Source organism: Asticcacaulis sp. P4_H10 (assembly GCF_056400965.1).
Genome location: NZ_JBFUKH010000006.1, coordinates 115,215 through 128,265, shown reverse-complemented (window position 1 = coordinate 128,265; position 13,051 = coordinate 115,215). Strand labels below are relative to the sequence as shown.

The window sequence follows — 13,051 nt, the reverse complement described above, 5'->3', positions numbered from 1 at the left end:
ATCGCAATCTGTTACGGATATATGGTCTTCACGCCGCTTTCGGTACCCAGAAGGGCGACTTCGGCAAGATCGAGGAAGAAGCCGTGATCGACCACGCCGGTCAGCGACTTCAACGCATTCGCCAGCGCCGCCGGCTCTTCGATCCGCCCACAGGTGATATCGAAAATCAGATTGCTGCCATCGGTCAGGAACGGCTGACCGTCGCGCCTGCGCATTACCGGCATCATGGCGATGTCGAACTCCTGCAGCACGTCGCCAATCCGGTTGACCGTGCCCTTATAGGCAAACGGCTCGACCTCGACCGGCAGCGGAAACTTGCCAAGCGTCGCGACATGCTTGCCGGCGTCGGCAATGACCACGCAGGTCTTCGCCTGCTCCCAGATCAGCTTTTCGCGCAGTAGCGCACCGCCACCGCCCTTGATCAGGGCCAGGCCTTCCCCGATCTCGTCGGCGCCGTCGACGCAGACATCGAGCGTGCCGACATCGTTGATATCATGGATTGTCAGCCCCAGGCTCTGCGCCAGTTGCGTCGTCTGCACCGAGGTCGAGACCAGGGTCAGTTTTTTCCCAGCCTTGACCTCGCGCGCGATTGCCTTGACGAAGAAGGCCGCCGTCGAGCCGGTGCCCAGGCCGACCTTCATGCCGTCCTTGACATACTGGAGGGCGGCTTCGCCCACCGCTTCTTTTTGTTCGCCTGCCGTCATTTTTTGCTCGCTGCCTTTTCGGCTGATTTTGCATCACGGAAAGCCCTGGCCCAGCCCGGCTTGTCCGTCTGTTGTGCACGCCCAAACGCCAGCGCATCGGCCGGCACGTCGCGCGTGATGACCGAGCCCGAAGCCGTCATGGCGCCGTCGCCAATCGTCACGGGCGCGACCAGGGCAGAGTTCGAGCCGATAAAGGCGCGCTCACCGATCGTCGTCTTGTATTTGAAATAGCCGTCATAGTTACAGAAGATCGTGCCCGCGCCGATATTGCTGCCGGCGCCGACACTGCCGTCGCCCAGATAAGACAGGTGGTTGGCCTTGGCGCCCTCGCCGATCGTAACGTTCTTGACCTCGACGAAGTTGCCGATGTGGGCGTCCTTGCCGATGTCCGCGCCTGGCCGCAGGCGGGCATAGGGACCGATCAAGGCGCCCGGTCCAACCTTGGCGCCTTCCAAATGCGAGAACGCCCGGATGACCGCGCCAGAGGCGACCGTTACGCCTTCGGCGAACACGACGTTGGGCTCGATCGTCACGCCCGCTTCGATCTGGGTGTCAAAGCTGAAGAAGACCGTTTCCGGCGCCGGCATATGTACGCCGTTTTCCATGAAGGCCTTGCGCGCTGCGTCCTGCCAGACGCGCTCGATGACCGCCAGTTCCGCCTGGCTGTTGGCGCCCAGAACCTCGGTTTCCATCGCCATGGTCACGCGCGGCTGCAGGTTGCGCGCCCGCGCCAGGCCGACAATATCGGTCAGGTAATATTCGTGCTTGGAATTCTCGTTCTTCACTTCGGACAGCAGCGAGAACAGCAGTTCGCGGTCGCAGGCCAGGACGCCCGAATTGCAGGCCTTGATGGCGAACTGTTCCTTCGACGCCTCACGCGCCTCGACGATCTCATTGAGACGATCGCCATCCAGCACCAGGCGGCCATAGGCGCCGGGGTCTTCGGCGACAAAGCCGAGCACCGCCAGGTCGGCGGCGGCGGCCAGGACCAGTACCGGCTCAAGAACTTTTGCCGCCATCAAAGGACTGTCACCATAGGTGACGATGACCGTGCCGTCGAAATCCTTCAGCGCTTCGCGCGCGCAGTTCACCGCATGGCCGGTGCCTTGCGGCGGGTCCTGGACGACGATATTTTCAGCGCCGACGCGCTTTTCTGCCGTTGCGCGAACTGACGGCGAATGATTGCCGACCACGACAATGACGCGTTCACAGCCAACTTCAAAAGCCGCGTCAATCGCCCGGTCCAGCATGGTGCGGCCACCGATCCTGTGCAGAACCTTGGGCAAGGGCGACTTCATCCGCGTCCCCTGCCCTGCGGCCAGGATGACGGCGGCGCGGCGGGCGTGCGAGGAACCGGTATTTTCAGCCATATCAGCGACTCTTCAATTGCGGATCGCGCCGATTTAGCCCAAAGCGAGGGCGATTTCGACGGCAAACTTCTTAAAGCTAGGATTATTATGGATCTCAACGGCTATATCATCGCGTTCGACCTCGATGGCACGCTGGTTGACACCGCGCCCGACATCATTGGTGCTCTTAACCTGGTCCTCCGCGAAGAGGGCATCAAGCCGTACCATCTTGACGAAGCCCGCCCGCTGATCGGCCGTGGCGCGCTCGAACTGCTGCGCCGTGGCTTCGCCCTGGCCGGCCATCCGCTGACGGCCGAACAGGAACAGCCGCTGCTCGACCGCCTGCTCAAGCACTACGAAACCCACATCGACGCCTTCTCCAAACCGTTCGACGGCGTGGCGGAAGCCATGGACGCCCTGTCGGCGGCCGGAGCGAAATTGGCTGTCTGCACCAACAAACACACCTATCTGTCGGTCGAGCTGATAAAGCGCCTCGGATGGTCGGACCGCTTCGGATCGAACCGCGGCTCGGACAGCGTGCCCAACAAGAAGCCCGACGCCGGCCACCTTCAGGCCTGCGTTGACGATATCGGCGGCGATATCCGCAAAACCATTCTGGTCGGCGATTCCGAGACCGACTTCATGACCGCGCGCAATGCCGGCGTGCCCTCCATCCTCGTCAGCTTCGGCTATAGCGAACGCCCGATCCAGGAACTCGACTGCGACGTCCTGATCGACCACTACGATGCCCTGATCGACGCCATAAAGACGGTGATAAAATAGTCATCTCCCTCTTGCGTAGCTGCCAACCTCAGGCTAATACCGCGCCTCCCCAATGGTTCGGACGCGTAGCTCAGCGGGAGAGCATTCGCTTCACACGCGAAGGGTCACAGGTTCAATCCCTGTCGCGTCCACCATTTCCATATTTCCTTCGAAAATCTGAAAATGATTTTCTTGCTTGGCGCTCAGGGCCAAAGGCCCTTGGCGGCACGCAGCCTGCGCTCCCACTTGGTCGCTAGTCGCTTCGCTCCGGTTCAAGCTTTGTCCGCCTGGGTCCACCGTCTTTCTGCGAAAATGAGTGTGTGTTTTTGCGCTCGGAGCCGCAGGCTCTTGGCGCCCCGCAGCCTGCGCCCCCACTTGGTCGCCAGTCGCCGCGCTTCAAGGATTCTCGAGCTCTGACCAGGCTGACCTATGTGTGCGTCCGCCATACCATTGCGCAAACGCCAAATCCTATGCCAATCATGTATGACTCGCCGCCAACCACCCATGTCGTCATATCAAGGGAGATATGCTTAGTCGATGCACGCCCACGACCGGACATCTCAGACAATAGCCGTCGGACTTGCACTGCTCGCCGGCTATATCGACGCGCTGGGATTTCTGAGCCTCGGCGGCTACTTCGTTTCCTTTATGAGTGGCAATTCAACGCGTTCCGCGGTCGATTTGATGCATGGGGTCTCATGGAAAACCGCATTGATTCCACTGGGGATCATCGCGCTGTTCGTTCTTGGGGTCATGCTGGGCCGCGTCATCCGCCATTACAGCAGCCGTACCCCGTCGACCTCGGTGCTCATTTTCATGTCAACCGCCCTGTTCGCCGCAGCACTGGCCTATGAAATCGGAGCCGACGCCGTTGCGGCGCCACTCATGGCCATCGCCATGGGCGCTGCCAACAATATTTTCGTGCGCGAAGGTGAAGTCTCCATCGGCGTGACCTACATGACCGGCGCTTTGGTGAAGTTGGGACAGCGGCTTGCAGGCTGTCTGCTCGGCGAGAAGGACACGGCGTGGCAGCCTTATTTCTTTCTATGGGCGGGGCTTGTATCAGGCGCCTGTCTTGGCGCTGCCGCGTTCCTTGCCCTGGACCTGCGCAGCCTTTGGGGCGGCACCTTACTATGTCTGGCCCTGACCATGACATTCTGGCGACGGGAACGCGTCTCAACCCAATAGCAAAGTCTCAAGGCCTGGCTTCGCAACTCCCTCAAGACCCTTCTTTTATATCCGGTTCAACGGGATCGTGCGGCGCATCAGGCTTCAATCAGGCGGTCGCCTCGTCCGTATCCTGTTTGTCTTCACGAAGAATGCGTTCCAGTTCCTCGCGGCTCAGCTTGGCGAAATTGATCAGCTCGGGTTCGCTTTCGAAGAACTCGAACGACGTCTTCAGCGTCTGAATATCGTGCGCCAGGAACTTGGCCGCCTTGCGTTCGACCACTGCCGGATCCTTGCCCAGCGCCACCATGGCGTCGCGCGCAAGGGCCAGCGAAGCGTCCAGCAATTCGCGGTGATAGTTGTCGACCCCCGCCTTGTGCAGATCATAGGCGTGACGGCGGTTACGCGCCCGGGCAAAGACCAGCAGTTTCGGATAGTGTTCCTTGGCCTGGCGGACGATATCAACTGCCGCGTCAGCGTCGTCTACCGCCACGATCAGCATCCGCGCCTCCTTGATGCCTGCGCTGTGCAACAAGTCCATGCGCGTCGCGTCGCCGAAATAGGCCTTGAATCCGAAGCGACCGACGGTTTCGACCTGGTCAGGATTCTTTTCCAGAACCGTCACTGCCACGCCTTGCGACAACAGGAAACGGCCGACGACCTGGCCGAATCGGCCGAACCCCGCAAGGATCACCGGGTTGGTTTCGTCGATGACGTCGAACTCGCGTTCCGGCAGTTGGCTGACGAAGCGCGGAATAATAAACCGGCTGTAGAGCGCGACCAGAACAGGCGTAAGTCCGATCGACAGGGCCACCAGCAGGATCAGGAACTTCTGCGCCTCGACATCGATAATGTTCAGCCCGCCGATCAGTTGCAGCAGGACGAAGGCGAACTCGCCGCCCTGCGACAGGCCGATCGCCAGGCCGATGCCCTGCGCACCCGTCACGCCAAACCGGCTGCCGAGAATGTAGAGAATGATCCCCTTGATGGTCATCAAGCCCACCACCGCGCCGATCATAGCCAGCGGATGGCGCATCAGCACGCTGAAGTCCATCCCCATGCCGACGGAAATGAAGAACAGGCCCAGCAGCAGGCCTTTGAACGGTTCGATGTCGGTTTCGATGGTGCGGCGATACTGGGAACTGGCCAAGACCACGCCGGCGATGAAGGCGCCGAGCGCCGGCGACATGCCGACCAACTCCATCAGGATGGTCACGCCGATGACAATGGCCAGCGAGATGGCGGTAAAGACTTCGCGCAGGTTGGCCTTGGCGATCGCCATGAAGACGTAGCGCGACAAATAGTGCCCTGCCAGGATCACGCCGGCTATGACAGCGGCGACTGCGATCGGCCGCGCCCAGACTGGCCAGTGCGCGATCAGGCTGTGGCTTTCGACATGTGCGGCGCCGCCCGTTCCCACCGCCAGCAGCGGAATGATGATCAGGATGGCGATGACGGCGATGTCCTGGAACAACAGGACCGAGAAAGAGGTCTCACCGACAAGGGTATGGGTCAGGTTGCGCTCGTTGAGCATCTGCATGACCAGGGCGGTCGACGACAGCGACAGGGCCATGCCGATCGCCAGAGCGGCCTGCCAGGTCTGGCCCATCATGAAACCCGCCGCCATCAGCGCCGCCGAAGTCAAGGTCACCTGCAATCCGCCAAGGCCGATGATCGATTTCCTCAGGCGCCACAGGACAGCGGGTTCAAGCTCCATGCCGATCAGGAACATCATCATGATCACGCCGATTTCGGCGAAGTGCATGATCCCGTCGGCATCGACCCCGATGAATGTGCGGGCCAGAGGCGCGATGGCAATACCGGCGATCAGGTAGCCCAGCACCGAGCCCAGGCGAAAGCGCTGGGCCAACGGCACGATCAGGCACCCTGCCATCAGGAAGACGAAGGTTATGGTGAGAAGCTTGATATCCATCTACCGATTCCCGATGACCCGGCTTGGCAAGCCGGCGTCTGCGCCCTATGATTCGCCAATCTAAGCAGGGTGACGCACATGACAAGGCATTGGATCATCGCAGGCGCTGCTTTTTTAACGGCTTGCGCGGCCGGCGCGGTATGGTTCGCCCAATCCCAGGTGACCCAGGCGGATACCGTAAAGTCGAGACAGGCATTGGCAGTCGCTCCAAGGGACGGCTACAAACTTGTCTGGTCCGATGAGTTCGATACCGGAACCATGCCCGATCCGGCGAAGTGGGACTACGACATCGATCGCAACGAAGAAGGCTGGTGGAACCACGAGGCGCAGTACTATGCCTTTGCCCGGCCGGAAAACAGCCGCGTCGAGAACGGCAATCTCATCATCGAAGCACGGCGCGACGACGTGTCCGGGTTCGCCGATTTCGGCGGCCAGAAATATTCTTCGGCGCGGCTGATTACGCGCGGAAGGGCCGAATGGACCTACGGCTTTTTCGATATCCGCGCAAAGCTGCCGTGCGGCCGCGGACATTGGCCGGCAATCTGGATGCTGGGGACCGGCCAATGGCCTGACACCGGCGAAATCGACATCATGGAATCGGTCGGGTTTACGCCAAAGACCGTCTACGGCGCCGCCCATACGCGCCACAGCGTCGATACCAAGTCACCAAAGGGCAGCCAGGTCGACGTGCCGACCCTGTGCACGGATTTCCATAACTATCAGCTCGACTGGCGTCCGGATGGGATGACATGGCTGGTCGACGGAAAGCCCTTTTTCCAACTGGATAAGCCTAAGCATACCGATTGGAAGACCTGGCCGTACGACGGTCCCGAATACCTGCTGCTCAATGTGGCGATCGGTGGTGCCTGGGGCGGTCAGGAGGGTATCGACGACACGGCCTTCCCCGCCCGTATGGAAGTCGATTATGTCCGCGTCTACCAAAAGCAGTGATTGACAGACCGACAGGCAATCGTCTCAATGGCAACCATGCAGGCCCACCGTCAGATCACGGATGAAATTAACCTGTTCGACTTTGTCGAAGGGACAGGACCGCTTGTCGTGTCCGCCCCACACGTCGGCACGCACATCCCCTCCTATCTGGCCGGTCAGTTCAACGCCACAGGCCTGGGGGTCCATGAGACGGACTATCATGTCCATCGCCTGTTCGACTTTGCGCATGATCTCGGCGCATCAACCCTGTTCGCCACCCATTCGCGCTATGTCATCGACCTGAACCGCGCGCCGGACAATGCCAGCCTGTATCCCGGCAAGTTCGAGACCGATCTCTGCCCCTTAAGCGACTTTGACCGTCGCCCGATCTACGCAGACACGACACCCGACGCCGGAGAAGTCAGCCGCCGTCGCGACAGCTACTGGCGGCCTTATCATGACCAGTTGCGCGCAACCCTGGACGCGGCCGTCGCCCGCCACGGCTTTGCCCTGCTGATCGATGCCCATTCGATCCGCCCCTCCATACCCGACCTTTTCGAAGGCCGCCTGCCCGATCTCAATTTTGGCATGAATGACGGTCGCTCCGCCGCGCCGGTTCTGGCCGAAGTTGTTCGCCGGTGGGGCGCAGGCGAAAGCCGCTACAGCCACGTCGTCGATGGCCGCTTCAAAGGTGGCTACACCACCCGCCATTACGGTCAGCCGGAGCGCGGCATTCACACGCTGCAGATAGAAATTGTTCAGGATACCTACTTGAACATGGCCACGCCGCACCTGTATGACGCAGGTCTCGCAGCCCCTCTGAGTCATACGCTTCGGCCGCTGGTCGAAGCCCTGCTCGAAGCTCTGCCTCGTACCTGATAACGGAGGACAGATGTCCGCCCTTTCCAACGCTCTCCACAATCGCGGCCATATCATCGACGGCGCCGGTTACGCGGCATCTTTACGCGAACGCCTGGCTCTCCACGTCGCCAGTCTTAAGACGGCGCACCCGACACCGCCTTGCCTCGTCGTCGTCATTGTCGGCGAAGATCCTGCCAGTCAGATCTACGTCAAGAACAAGGGCGAGCAGACCAAGGCGATCGGCATGGAATCGCGCACCATCCGCCTGCCCGACACGACGTCGGAATCGGAACTGCTGACGCTGATTGCCGAACTGAACCATGATCCTGTGGTCAATGGCATTCTGGTCCAGTTGCCCCTCCCAAAGCACATGTCGTCGCTCAAGGTCATCGACGCCATCGACCCGATGAAGGATGTCGACGGCTTCCACGTCTCCAATGCCGGCAAGCTGGCGGTCGGCCTCGACGGCATCGTGCCCTGCACGCCGCTGGGCTCGCTGATGCTGCTGAAGGACGCCGCCGCAAAATATGGTGACGCCCTGGCCGGCAAGAATGCCGTCATCGTCGGCCGCTCGAACATCGTCGGCAAGCCGATGGCGCAACTGCTGCTGGCCCAGGACTGCACCGTCACCATCGCCCATTCAAAGACCAAGCACCTGGCCGATGTCTGCCGCGCGGCAGACATTCTCGTCGCCGCCGTCGGCCGCGCCCACTTCGTCCAGGGCGACTGGGTCAAGGACGGCGCCTATGTGATCGATGTCGGCATCAATCGCATCATTGTCGAGACCCCGGAAGGACCGAAGTCCAAGGTCGTCGGCGATGTCGATTTCGACGCCGCCAAGGGTCGTGCCCTCGCCATCACGCCTGTGCCGAAAGGTGTCGGACCGATGACCATCGCCTGTTTGCTCAACAATACGCTCAAGGCCTTCTGTTTGCAGAACCATCTGCCGGTGCCGGAAGGCGTCTGATATGGCCGGCGTGGTCATTATCGGTGCTGGGCACGCCGGCGGAGCGGCAGCGGGTTTTCTGAGGCAATATGGCTTCGAAGGCGATATTACGCTCGTCGGCGAAGAACCCTATTTGCCCTATCAGCGCCCGCCGCTCTCCAAGGCATGGCTGAAAGGCGAAGCTTCGCTCGAAGACCTCTATCTGCGCAGCGAAAACTTCTATGCCGATCAGCGTGTTACCGCGCGTTTAAACACACGTTGCTACGCGATCGATCGCGCTGCCAAGACGGTCACTGTCGCGTCGGGCGACCATATTTCGTATGACCACCTGATCATCGCTTCGGGTTCGAAGGCGCGTCCCTTTCCGGCCAAGGGCGTCGAACACGTCCCGCACCACCTGCTGCGGACGCTCGACGACGCCGAACGCCTCAAGTCAGTGCTGGCCCCCGACCATCGCATCGGCCTGATCGGCGCAGGCTATGTCGGCCTCGAAGTCGCAGCCTCCGCCCGCTATCTCGGCTGCGACGTCACGGTGTTCGAACGCGAAGCGCGCATCCTGGCGCGCGTCGCTTCGCAACACCTGTCGGATTTCTTCACCGAAACCCACACCGCCCATGGCGTCAAGCTCATCACCGGCGCTCACGTCAGCGAACTCAGCCTGGGTCAGGGCGACAAGAAGGTCGTCCATCTGGCCGACGGCACTCAGCACGCCTTTGACCTGCTGTTGGTCGGCATCGGCGCCCTGCCCGCCGACGATCTTGCAGTCGCGTCAGGTCTCTACACCGGCAACGGCATAGTCGTTGACGAACAGGCGCGCACAAACGATCCGAGTATCTTCGCCATTGGCGATGTGACCTCGCGCACCTTGCCTTTTTACGACGGCCGTTTCCGCCTAGAGAGCGTGCCAAATGCGCTGGAACAGGCCAAGCAGGCCGCAGCCGCCATCACCGGCTTCAAGCCCCCCGTCGTCGAGACGCCGTGGTTCTGGTCCGATCAGTACGACCACAAGCTCCAGATCGCCGGTTTGCTGATGCCAGGGACAACGCCGATCCTGCGCGGTGATCCGGCTTCCGGCGCCTTCAGCGTCTTCCATCTCGATGGCGAAGGCTGCGTGCGCTGCGCCGAATGCGTTACGCGTCCGGCCGATTTCATGGGGGCCAAAATGCTGATTTCCAAGGCAAAGACCGGCCTGGATACCGCTATCCTCGCTGATCCGGACGCGCCTCTGAAACCGCTGCTGCAATAACCGTTTGCAACGCAGCAATTATCGCGTGACAGGGGTATCGGTTTCGGCTTAGATCGGGACGATTTTAGGTAAAAATCATCCCGATCTAAGTTTTTTGCGTTATCGCGATATTCAGCCGAAAACCGCTAGACACTTTTCGGCATATCGCGCGCGGTGCCTGAAATCGTGCATCTGGAGACCAATATGCCCGACACCGATTTCAAACCCATTTCCAAGGTCTGGCCGGACATCAAGACCGCCCTGGAAGGCCTCACCTTCGACGGTATGACCGTTATGTCCGGCGGCTTTGGCCTGTGCGGCATTCCGGAAAACCTGATCGCCGCCCTGCGCGATTCCGGCGTCACCGGCCTGACCGTCATCTCCAACAATGCCGGCGTTGACGGTTTTGGTCTCGGCCAGCTTCTGACCACGCGCCAGATTAAAAAGATGATCAGCTCCTATGTCGGCGAGAACAAGGAATTCGAGCGGCAGTTTCTGGCCGGTGAACTCGAGCTCGAGTTCAATCCGCAAGGCACGCTGGCCGAACGCATCCGTGCCGGTGGCGCGGGCATTCCCGGCTTCTATACTGCAACCGGCGTCGGTACGGTTGTTGCCGATGGCAAGGAAATCAAGCGCTTTGGCGATCGCGACTACGTGCTGGAAACCGGCCTTGTCGCGGACCTGTCGATCATCAAGGCCTGGAAGGGCGATGATCGCGGCAACCTGATCTTCCGCAAGACGGCCCGCAACTTCAACCCGATGATGGCGACGGCCGGCAAGGTCTGCGTCGCCGAGGTCGAAGAGATAGTACCCACGGGTTCGCTTGATCCCGACCATATCCATACGCCGGGCATCTATATCGACCGCATCGTCCAGGGCACGTTCGAAAAACGTATCGAACAACGTACCGTGCGCTCAAAGGAGGCATAAGACATGGCTTGGTCACGTGAACAACTCGCAGAGCGCGCGTCGAAAGAGCTGCAGAACGGCTTCTACGTCAATCTGGGCATCGGCATTCCGACCCTGGTTGCCAACCATATCCCCGAAGGCATGACCGTCACCTTCCAGTCGGAAAACGGCATGCTGGGCATGGGCCCCTTCCCCCATGACGACGAGGTCGATCCCGACCTGATCAATGCCGGTAAGCAGACGGTCACCGCCCTGCCCGAAACGGCCTTCTTCTCGTCGTCGGACAGCTTCGCCATGATCCGCGGCGGCCATATCGACCTGACCATTCTCGGCGCCATGGAAGTCGCCGAAAACGGCGACATCGCCAACTGGATGATCCCGGGCAAGCTGGTCAAGGGCATGGGCGGCGCCATGGACCTGGTCGCCGGCGTCAAGCGCGTCGTCGTCGTCATGGAGCATGCCAACAAGCATGGCGAATCCAAGGTGCTGAAAGCCTGCACCCTGCCGCTGACCGGCACACGCGTCGTCAATCTGATCATCTCGACACTGGGCGTATTTGAGGTCAAGCCGGACGGTTCCGGCCTGATCCTGACCGAACTCGCGCCCGGCGTGACACTCGAAGACGTAGCGGCCGTGACGGAAGCGGCTTACGACGTCAGGGTTTAGCCGGGACTGAAACCTTGCGATCTGGCACCGGATTGGCGGCGACGGTTTCCTGCGTGAAGCCGATCAACGCGGCCACGACCTGCGACGTTGCCTCGTCATAGGACTCCGCCATCAGCGACATGTCGCTGCGGCGCACGCTGACATCGGCAGTCACATAGCGCTGCCCAACGACGACACGATCGGCCAGCCTCGTCAGGCGGGCGTCTAGCGCGACCGACACGGTCGGCCGGCCCTTGCCATAGGCGCTTTCGAAGCGATGGACGGTCAGGTCGAGGCGATACTGCGCCGCCGACGGGCCGCGCGGATCGAGCCTGACCGTCGTCGCCGACCGTGAGAAGCCTTCCTTGACCGCATCCTGGAACAGTTGTCGCACGGGCGCCGCCCAGCGCGAACCACCAGCATAGCTGACCTCGTTGCCCTCGGTCGTCAGGATGCGGTCGCCCTGCGATTCCTGCGGGAAGTCCACCCCGCCCAGGTTAATTGCCACGCGCTCATCGATCGCGGGCGCCAGGGTCAGCTTCTCCACCTTGTCGGCATGATAGCCGAAACGGTAGAGCTGGACCGGCTTGGTCTTGGGCAGGACGTTGATACAGCCTGTCAGCATCAGCGTGGCAACAGCCGCCAAGGCCACTTTTGTAAGGGTCGCGCGCATTATTGACCGACCTTTCTTTCTTTGGATTCGGGCTTGATCAACAGCCCCTTGGGATCGCTGTTGACGTTGTCGACCAGTTGCTTGAGCGAATCCGAGGCCTCGTTCAGGTTACGCATGGTTTCCTGGATCTCGGGCAAGGTCGTCGTCTGCAGCGTGTCCAGCGGTTCCTGGGCCGAAGCCGTGGCCTTGCTGAAATTGTCGGCGGCGACGGCGAAATTGTCGGCGGCGACATCGATCTTGCGCAGGGTCTTTGGCATTTCGGAACCGATCACCGTATTAGTCGAGTTGGCCAGCCGTTCGACGGCGTCGGCCGCCTGACCGGCGCTGACGACCGCTTCGTGAGCATCGTCCATGATCTGTTCGCGGTCCTTGAGGTCCCCCGTCAGATTTTCGAGGTTCTCCAGGCTGCGCGAGAAGCTCTGGATATTGCGGTCCGACAACAGCCGATTGACGCGGTTGAGGCTTTCATAGGTGTTCTCGATCACCGAGCCCGAGCCTGACAAGAGCTTCGACAGGGCGTTTTCCTCCGAATGGATGACTGGCGCCGGTCCATCCGGATTGGGTTTGAGCAACGGCGCCCGCGCCGATCCCGGCGAAATCTGCATGTAGAACAGGCCCGTAATGCCTTGCGGTTCAAGCGTCGCAACCGAGTCTGTCCGCACCGGCGTGCCGGCATCGAGCCGCACCTCGGCGATGACCTGGTGGGTATTGGCCTGGCCCAGGCGCAGGTCGGTCACTTCACCGACCTTGATGCCGTTGAAGTGGACTTCGGCGCCCTTGGTCAGGCCGTCGACCTTGGTGTTGAATTCGACGTTGTAGACGCCGTAGTTGCGGTTGAAGTCGAACTTGATGAACCAGAAGGTAAAGACGACCAGGGCAATGACCAGGACGAAGGTCACCAGTCCGACCACGGCGTAATGCGCTTGACGTTCCATAGTGCGTTCTCC

Annotated in this window: 13 protein-coding genes and 1 tRNA gene; 9 read left to right on the top strand and 5 right to left on the bottom strand. The window is 60.9% G+C overall.

All coding sequences use genetic code 11. The features are described from left to right. Window positions 1-11 precede the first annotated feature (11 nt). Window positions 12-704 carry a ribose-5-phosphate isomerase RpiA gene (gene rpiA / locus AC1DON_RS12355; RefSeq protein ID WP_476935102.1) on the bottom strand — a complete coding sequence of 231 codons (693 nt, stop codon included), beginning with the start codon at window positions 702-704 and terminating at the stop codon, window positions 12-14. Further along, a complete protein-coding gene (gene glmU / locus AC1DON_RS12350) occupies window positions 701-2,074 on the bottom strand; it encodes a bifunctional UDP-N-acetylglucosamine diphosphorylase/glucosamine-1-phosphate N-acetyltransferase GlmU (RefSeq protein WP_476935101.1) in 1,374 nt (457 codons plus the stop codon). Before glmU ends, rpiA begins: the two co-directional genes overlap by 4 nt. Before the next feature lie 87 nt (window positions 2,075-2,161). On the opposite strand from glmU, the gene gph reads away from it, so the two are divergent. From gph to AC1DON_RS12335, 3 genes are all read left to right on the top strand, one after another. Beyond that, on the top strand, window positions 2,162-2,836 hold the full coding sequence (gene gph, locus AC1DON_RS12345; RefSeq protein ID WP_476935100.1) for a phosphoglycolate phosphatase: 675 nt from the start codon (window positions 2,162-2,164) through the stop codon (window positions 2,834-2,836). 59 nt (window positions 2,837-2,895) lie between these two features. Then, window positions 2,896-2,970, top strand: a tRNA-Val gene (locus tag AC1DON_RS12340). A 382-nt stretch (window positions 2,971-3,352) separates the two neighbouring features. Beyond that, complete coding sequence (locus AC1DON_RS12335) at window positions 3,353-4,003, top strand: YoaK family protein (RefSeq protein ID WP_476935099.1); 651 nt, start codon at window positions 3,353-3,355, stop codon at window positions 4,001-4,003. A gap of 88 nt (window positions 4,004-4,091) precedes the next feature. Here AC1DON_RS12335 and AC1DON_RS12330 read toward each other — a convergent pair whose 3' ends face one another. After that, entirely contained in the window at window positions 4,092-5,915 is a 1,824-nt protein-coding gene (locus AC1DON_RS12330; protein ID WP_476935098.1) for a monovalent cation:proton antiporter-2 (CPA2) family protein, read from the bottom strand. Between the two features lie 78 nt (window positions 5,916-5,993). Between AC1DON_RS12330 and AC1DON_RS12325 the strand changes: the two genes are divergently transcribed. The 6 genes from AC1DON_RS12325 to AC1DON_RS12300 all read left to right on the top strand — a co-directional run bounded on the left by AC1DON_RS12325 (window position 5,994) and on the right by AC1DON_RS12300 (window position 11,452). Continuing rightward, window positions 5,994-6,866: a glycoside hydrolase family 16 protein gene (locus AC1DON_RS12325; protein WP_476935097.1), complete on the top strand. Its 873-nt coding sequence runs from the start codon at window positions 5,994-5,996 to the stop codon at window positions 6,864-6,866. 27 nt (window positions 6,867-6,893) lie between these two features. After that, window positions 6,894-7,724 carry an N-formylglutamate deformylase gene (gene hutG, locus AC1DON_RS12320; RefSeq protein ID WP_476935096.1) on the top strand — a complete coding sequence of 277 codons (831 nt, stop codon included), beginning with the start codon at window positions 6,894-6,896 and terminating at the stop codon, window positions 7,722-7,724. A gap of 13 nt (window positions 7,725-7,737) precedes the next feature. Next, window positions 7,738-8,673, top strand: coding sequence for a bifunctional 5,10-methylenetetrahydrofolate dehydrogenase/5,10-methenyltetrahydrofolate cyclohydrolase (locus tag AC1DON_RS12315; RefSeq protein ID WP_476935095.1), 936 nt, complete (start codon window positions 7,738-7,740; stop codon window positions 8,671-8,673). Between the two features lies 1 nt (window position 8,674). Continuing rightward, on the top strand, window positions 8,675-9,898 hold the full coding sequence (locus AC1DON_RS12310; RefSeq protein ID WP_476935094.1) for an NAD(P)/FAD-dependent oxidoreductase: 1,224 nt from the start codon (window positions 8,675-8,677) through the stop codon (window positions 9,896-9,898). A gap of 183 nt (window positions 9,899-10,081) precedes the next feature. Then, window positions 10,082-10,807: a CoA transferase subunit A gene (locus AC1DON_RS12305; RefSeq protein ID WP_476935093.1), complete on the top strand. Its 726-nt coding sequence runs from the start codon at window positions 10,082-10,084 to the stop codon at window positions 10,805-10,807. A gap of 3 nt (window positions 10,808-10,810) precedes the next feature. Next, a complete protein-coding gene (locus tag AC1DON_RS12300) occupies window positions 10,811-11,452 on the top strand; it encodes a 3-oxoacid CoA-transferase subunit B (protein WP_476935092.1) in 642 nt (213 codons plus the stop codon). Here AC1DON_RS12300 and AC1DON_RS12295 read toward each other — a convergent pair. Together AC1DON_RS12295 and AC1DON_RS12290 are read right to left on the bottom strand one after the other, a co-directional pair. Next, window positions 11,442-12,104 (bottom strand): ABC-type transport auxiliary lipoprotein family protein, encoded by a 663-nt coding sequence (locus tag AC1DON_RS12295; RefSeq protein WP_476935091.1) that lies wholly within the window; start codon window positions 12,102-12,104, stop codon window positions 11,442-11,444. The two genes, AC1DON_RS12300 and AC1DON_RS12295, sit on opposite strands and share 11 nt — an antisense overlap. Beyond that, window positions 12,104-13,039, bottom strand: a complete 936-nt coding sequence (locus AC1DON_RS12290; RefSeq protein ID WP_476935090.1) for an MlaD family protein — start codon at window positions 13,037-13,039, stop codon at window positions 12,104-12,106. The genes AC1DON_RS12295 and AC1DON_RS12290 overlap by 1 nt, the downstream gene beginning before the upstream one ends. Window positions 13,040-13,051 lie beyond the last annotated feature (12 nt).

Bases quoted from the DNA above. Each gene is read 5' to 3' on its own strand.
- rpiA (WP_476935102.1), bottom strand. From the start codon at position 704: ATGACGGCAGGCGAACAAAAAGAAGCGGTGGGCGAAGCCGCCCTCCAG.
- glmU (WP_476935101.1), bottom strand. From the start codon at position 2,074: ATGGCTGAAAATACCGGTTCCTCGCACGCCCGCCGCGCCGCCGTCATC.
- gph (WP_476935100.1), top strand. From the start codon at position 2,162: ATGGATCTCAACGGCTATATCATCGCGTTCGACCTCGATGGCACGCTG.
- AC1DON_RS12335 (WP_476935099.1), top strand. From the start codon at position 3,353: ATGCACGCCCACGACCGGACATCTCAGACAATAGCCGTCGGACTTGCA.
- AC1DON_RS12330 (WP_476935098.1), bottom strand. From the start codon at position 5,915: ATGGATATCAAGCTTCTCACCATAACCTTCGTCTTCCTGATGGCAGGG.
- AC1DON_RS12325 (WP_476935097.1), top strand. From the start codon at position 5,994: ATGACAAGGCATTGGATCATCGCAGGCGCTGCTTTTTTAACGGCTTGC.
- hutG (WP_476935096.1), top strand. From the start codon at position 6,894: ATGGCAACCATGCAGGCCCACCGTCAGATCACGGATGAAATTAACCTG.
- AC1DON_RS12315 (WP_476935095.1), top strand. From the start codon at position 7,738: ATGTCCGCCCTTTCCAACGCTCTCCACAATCGCGGCCATATCATCGAC.
- AC1DON_RS12310 (WP_476935094.1), top strand. From the start codon at position 8,675: ATGGCCGGCGTGGTCATTATCGGTGCTGGGCACGCCGGCGGAGCGGCA.
- AC1DON_RS12305 (WP_476935093.1), top strand. From the start codon at position 10,082: ATGCCCGACACCGATTTCAAACCCATTTCCAAGGTCTGGCCGGACATC.
- AC1DON_RS12300 (WP_476935092.1), top strand. From the start codon at position 10,811: ATGGCTTGGTCACGTGAACAACTCGCAGAGCGCGCGTCGAAAGAGCTG.
- AC1DON_RS12295 (WP_476935091.1), bottom strand. From the start codon at position 12,104: ATGCGCGCGACCCTTACAAAAGTGGCCTTGGCGGCTGTTGCCACGCTG.
- AC1DON_RS12290 (WP_476935090.1), bottom strand. From the start codon at position 13,039: ATGGAACGTCAAGCGCATTACGCCGTGGTCGGACTGGTGACCTTCGTC.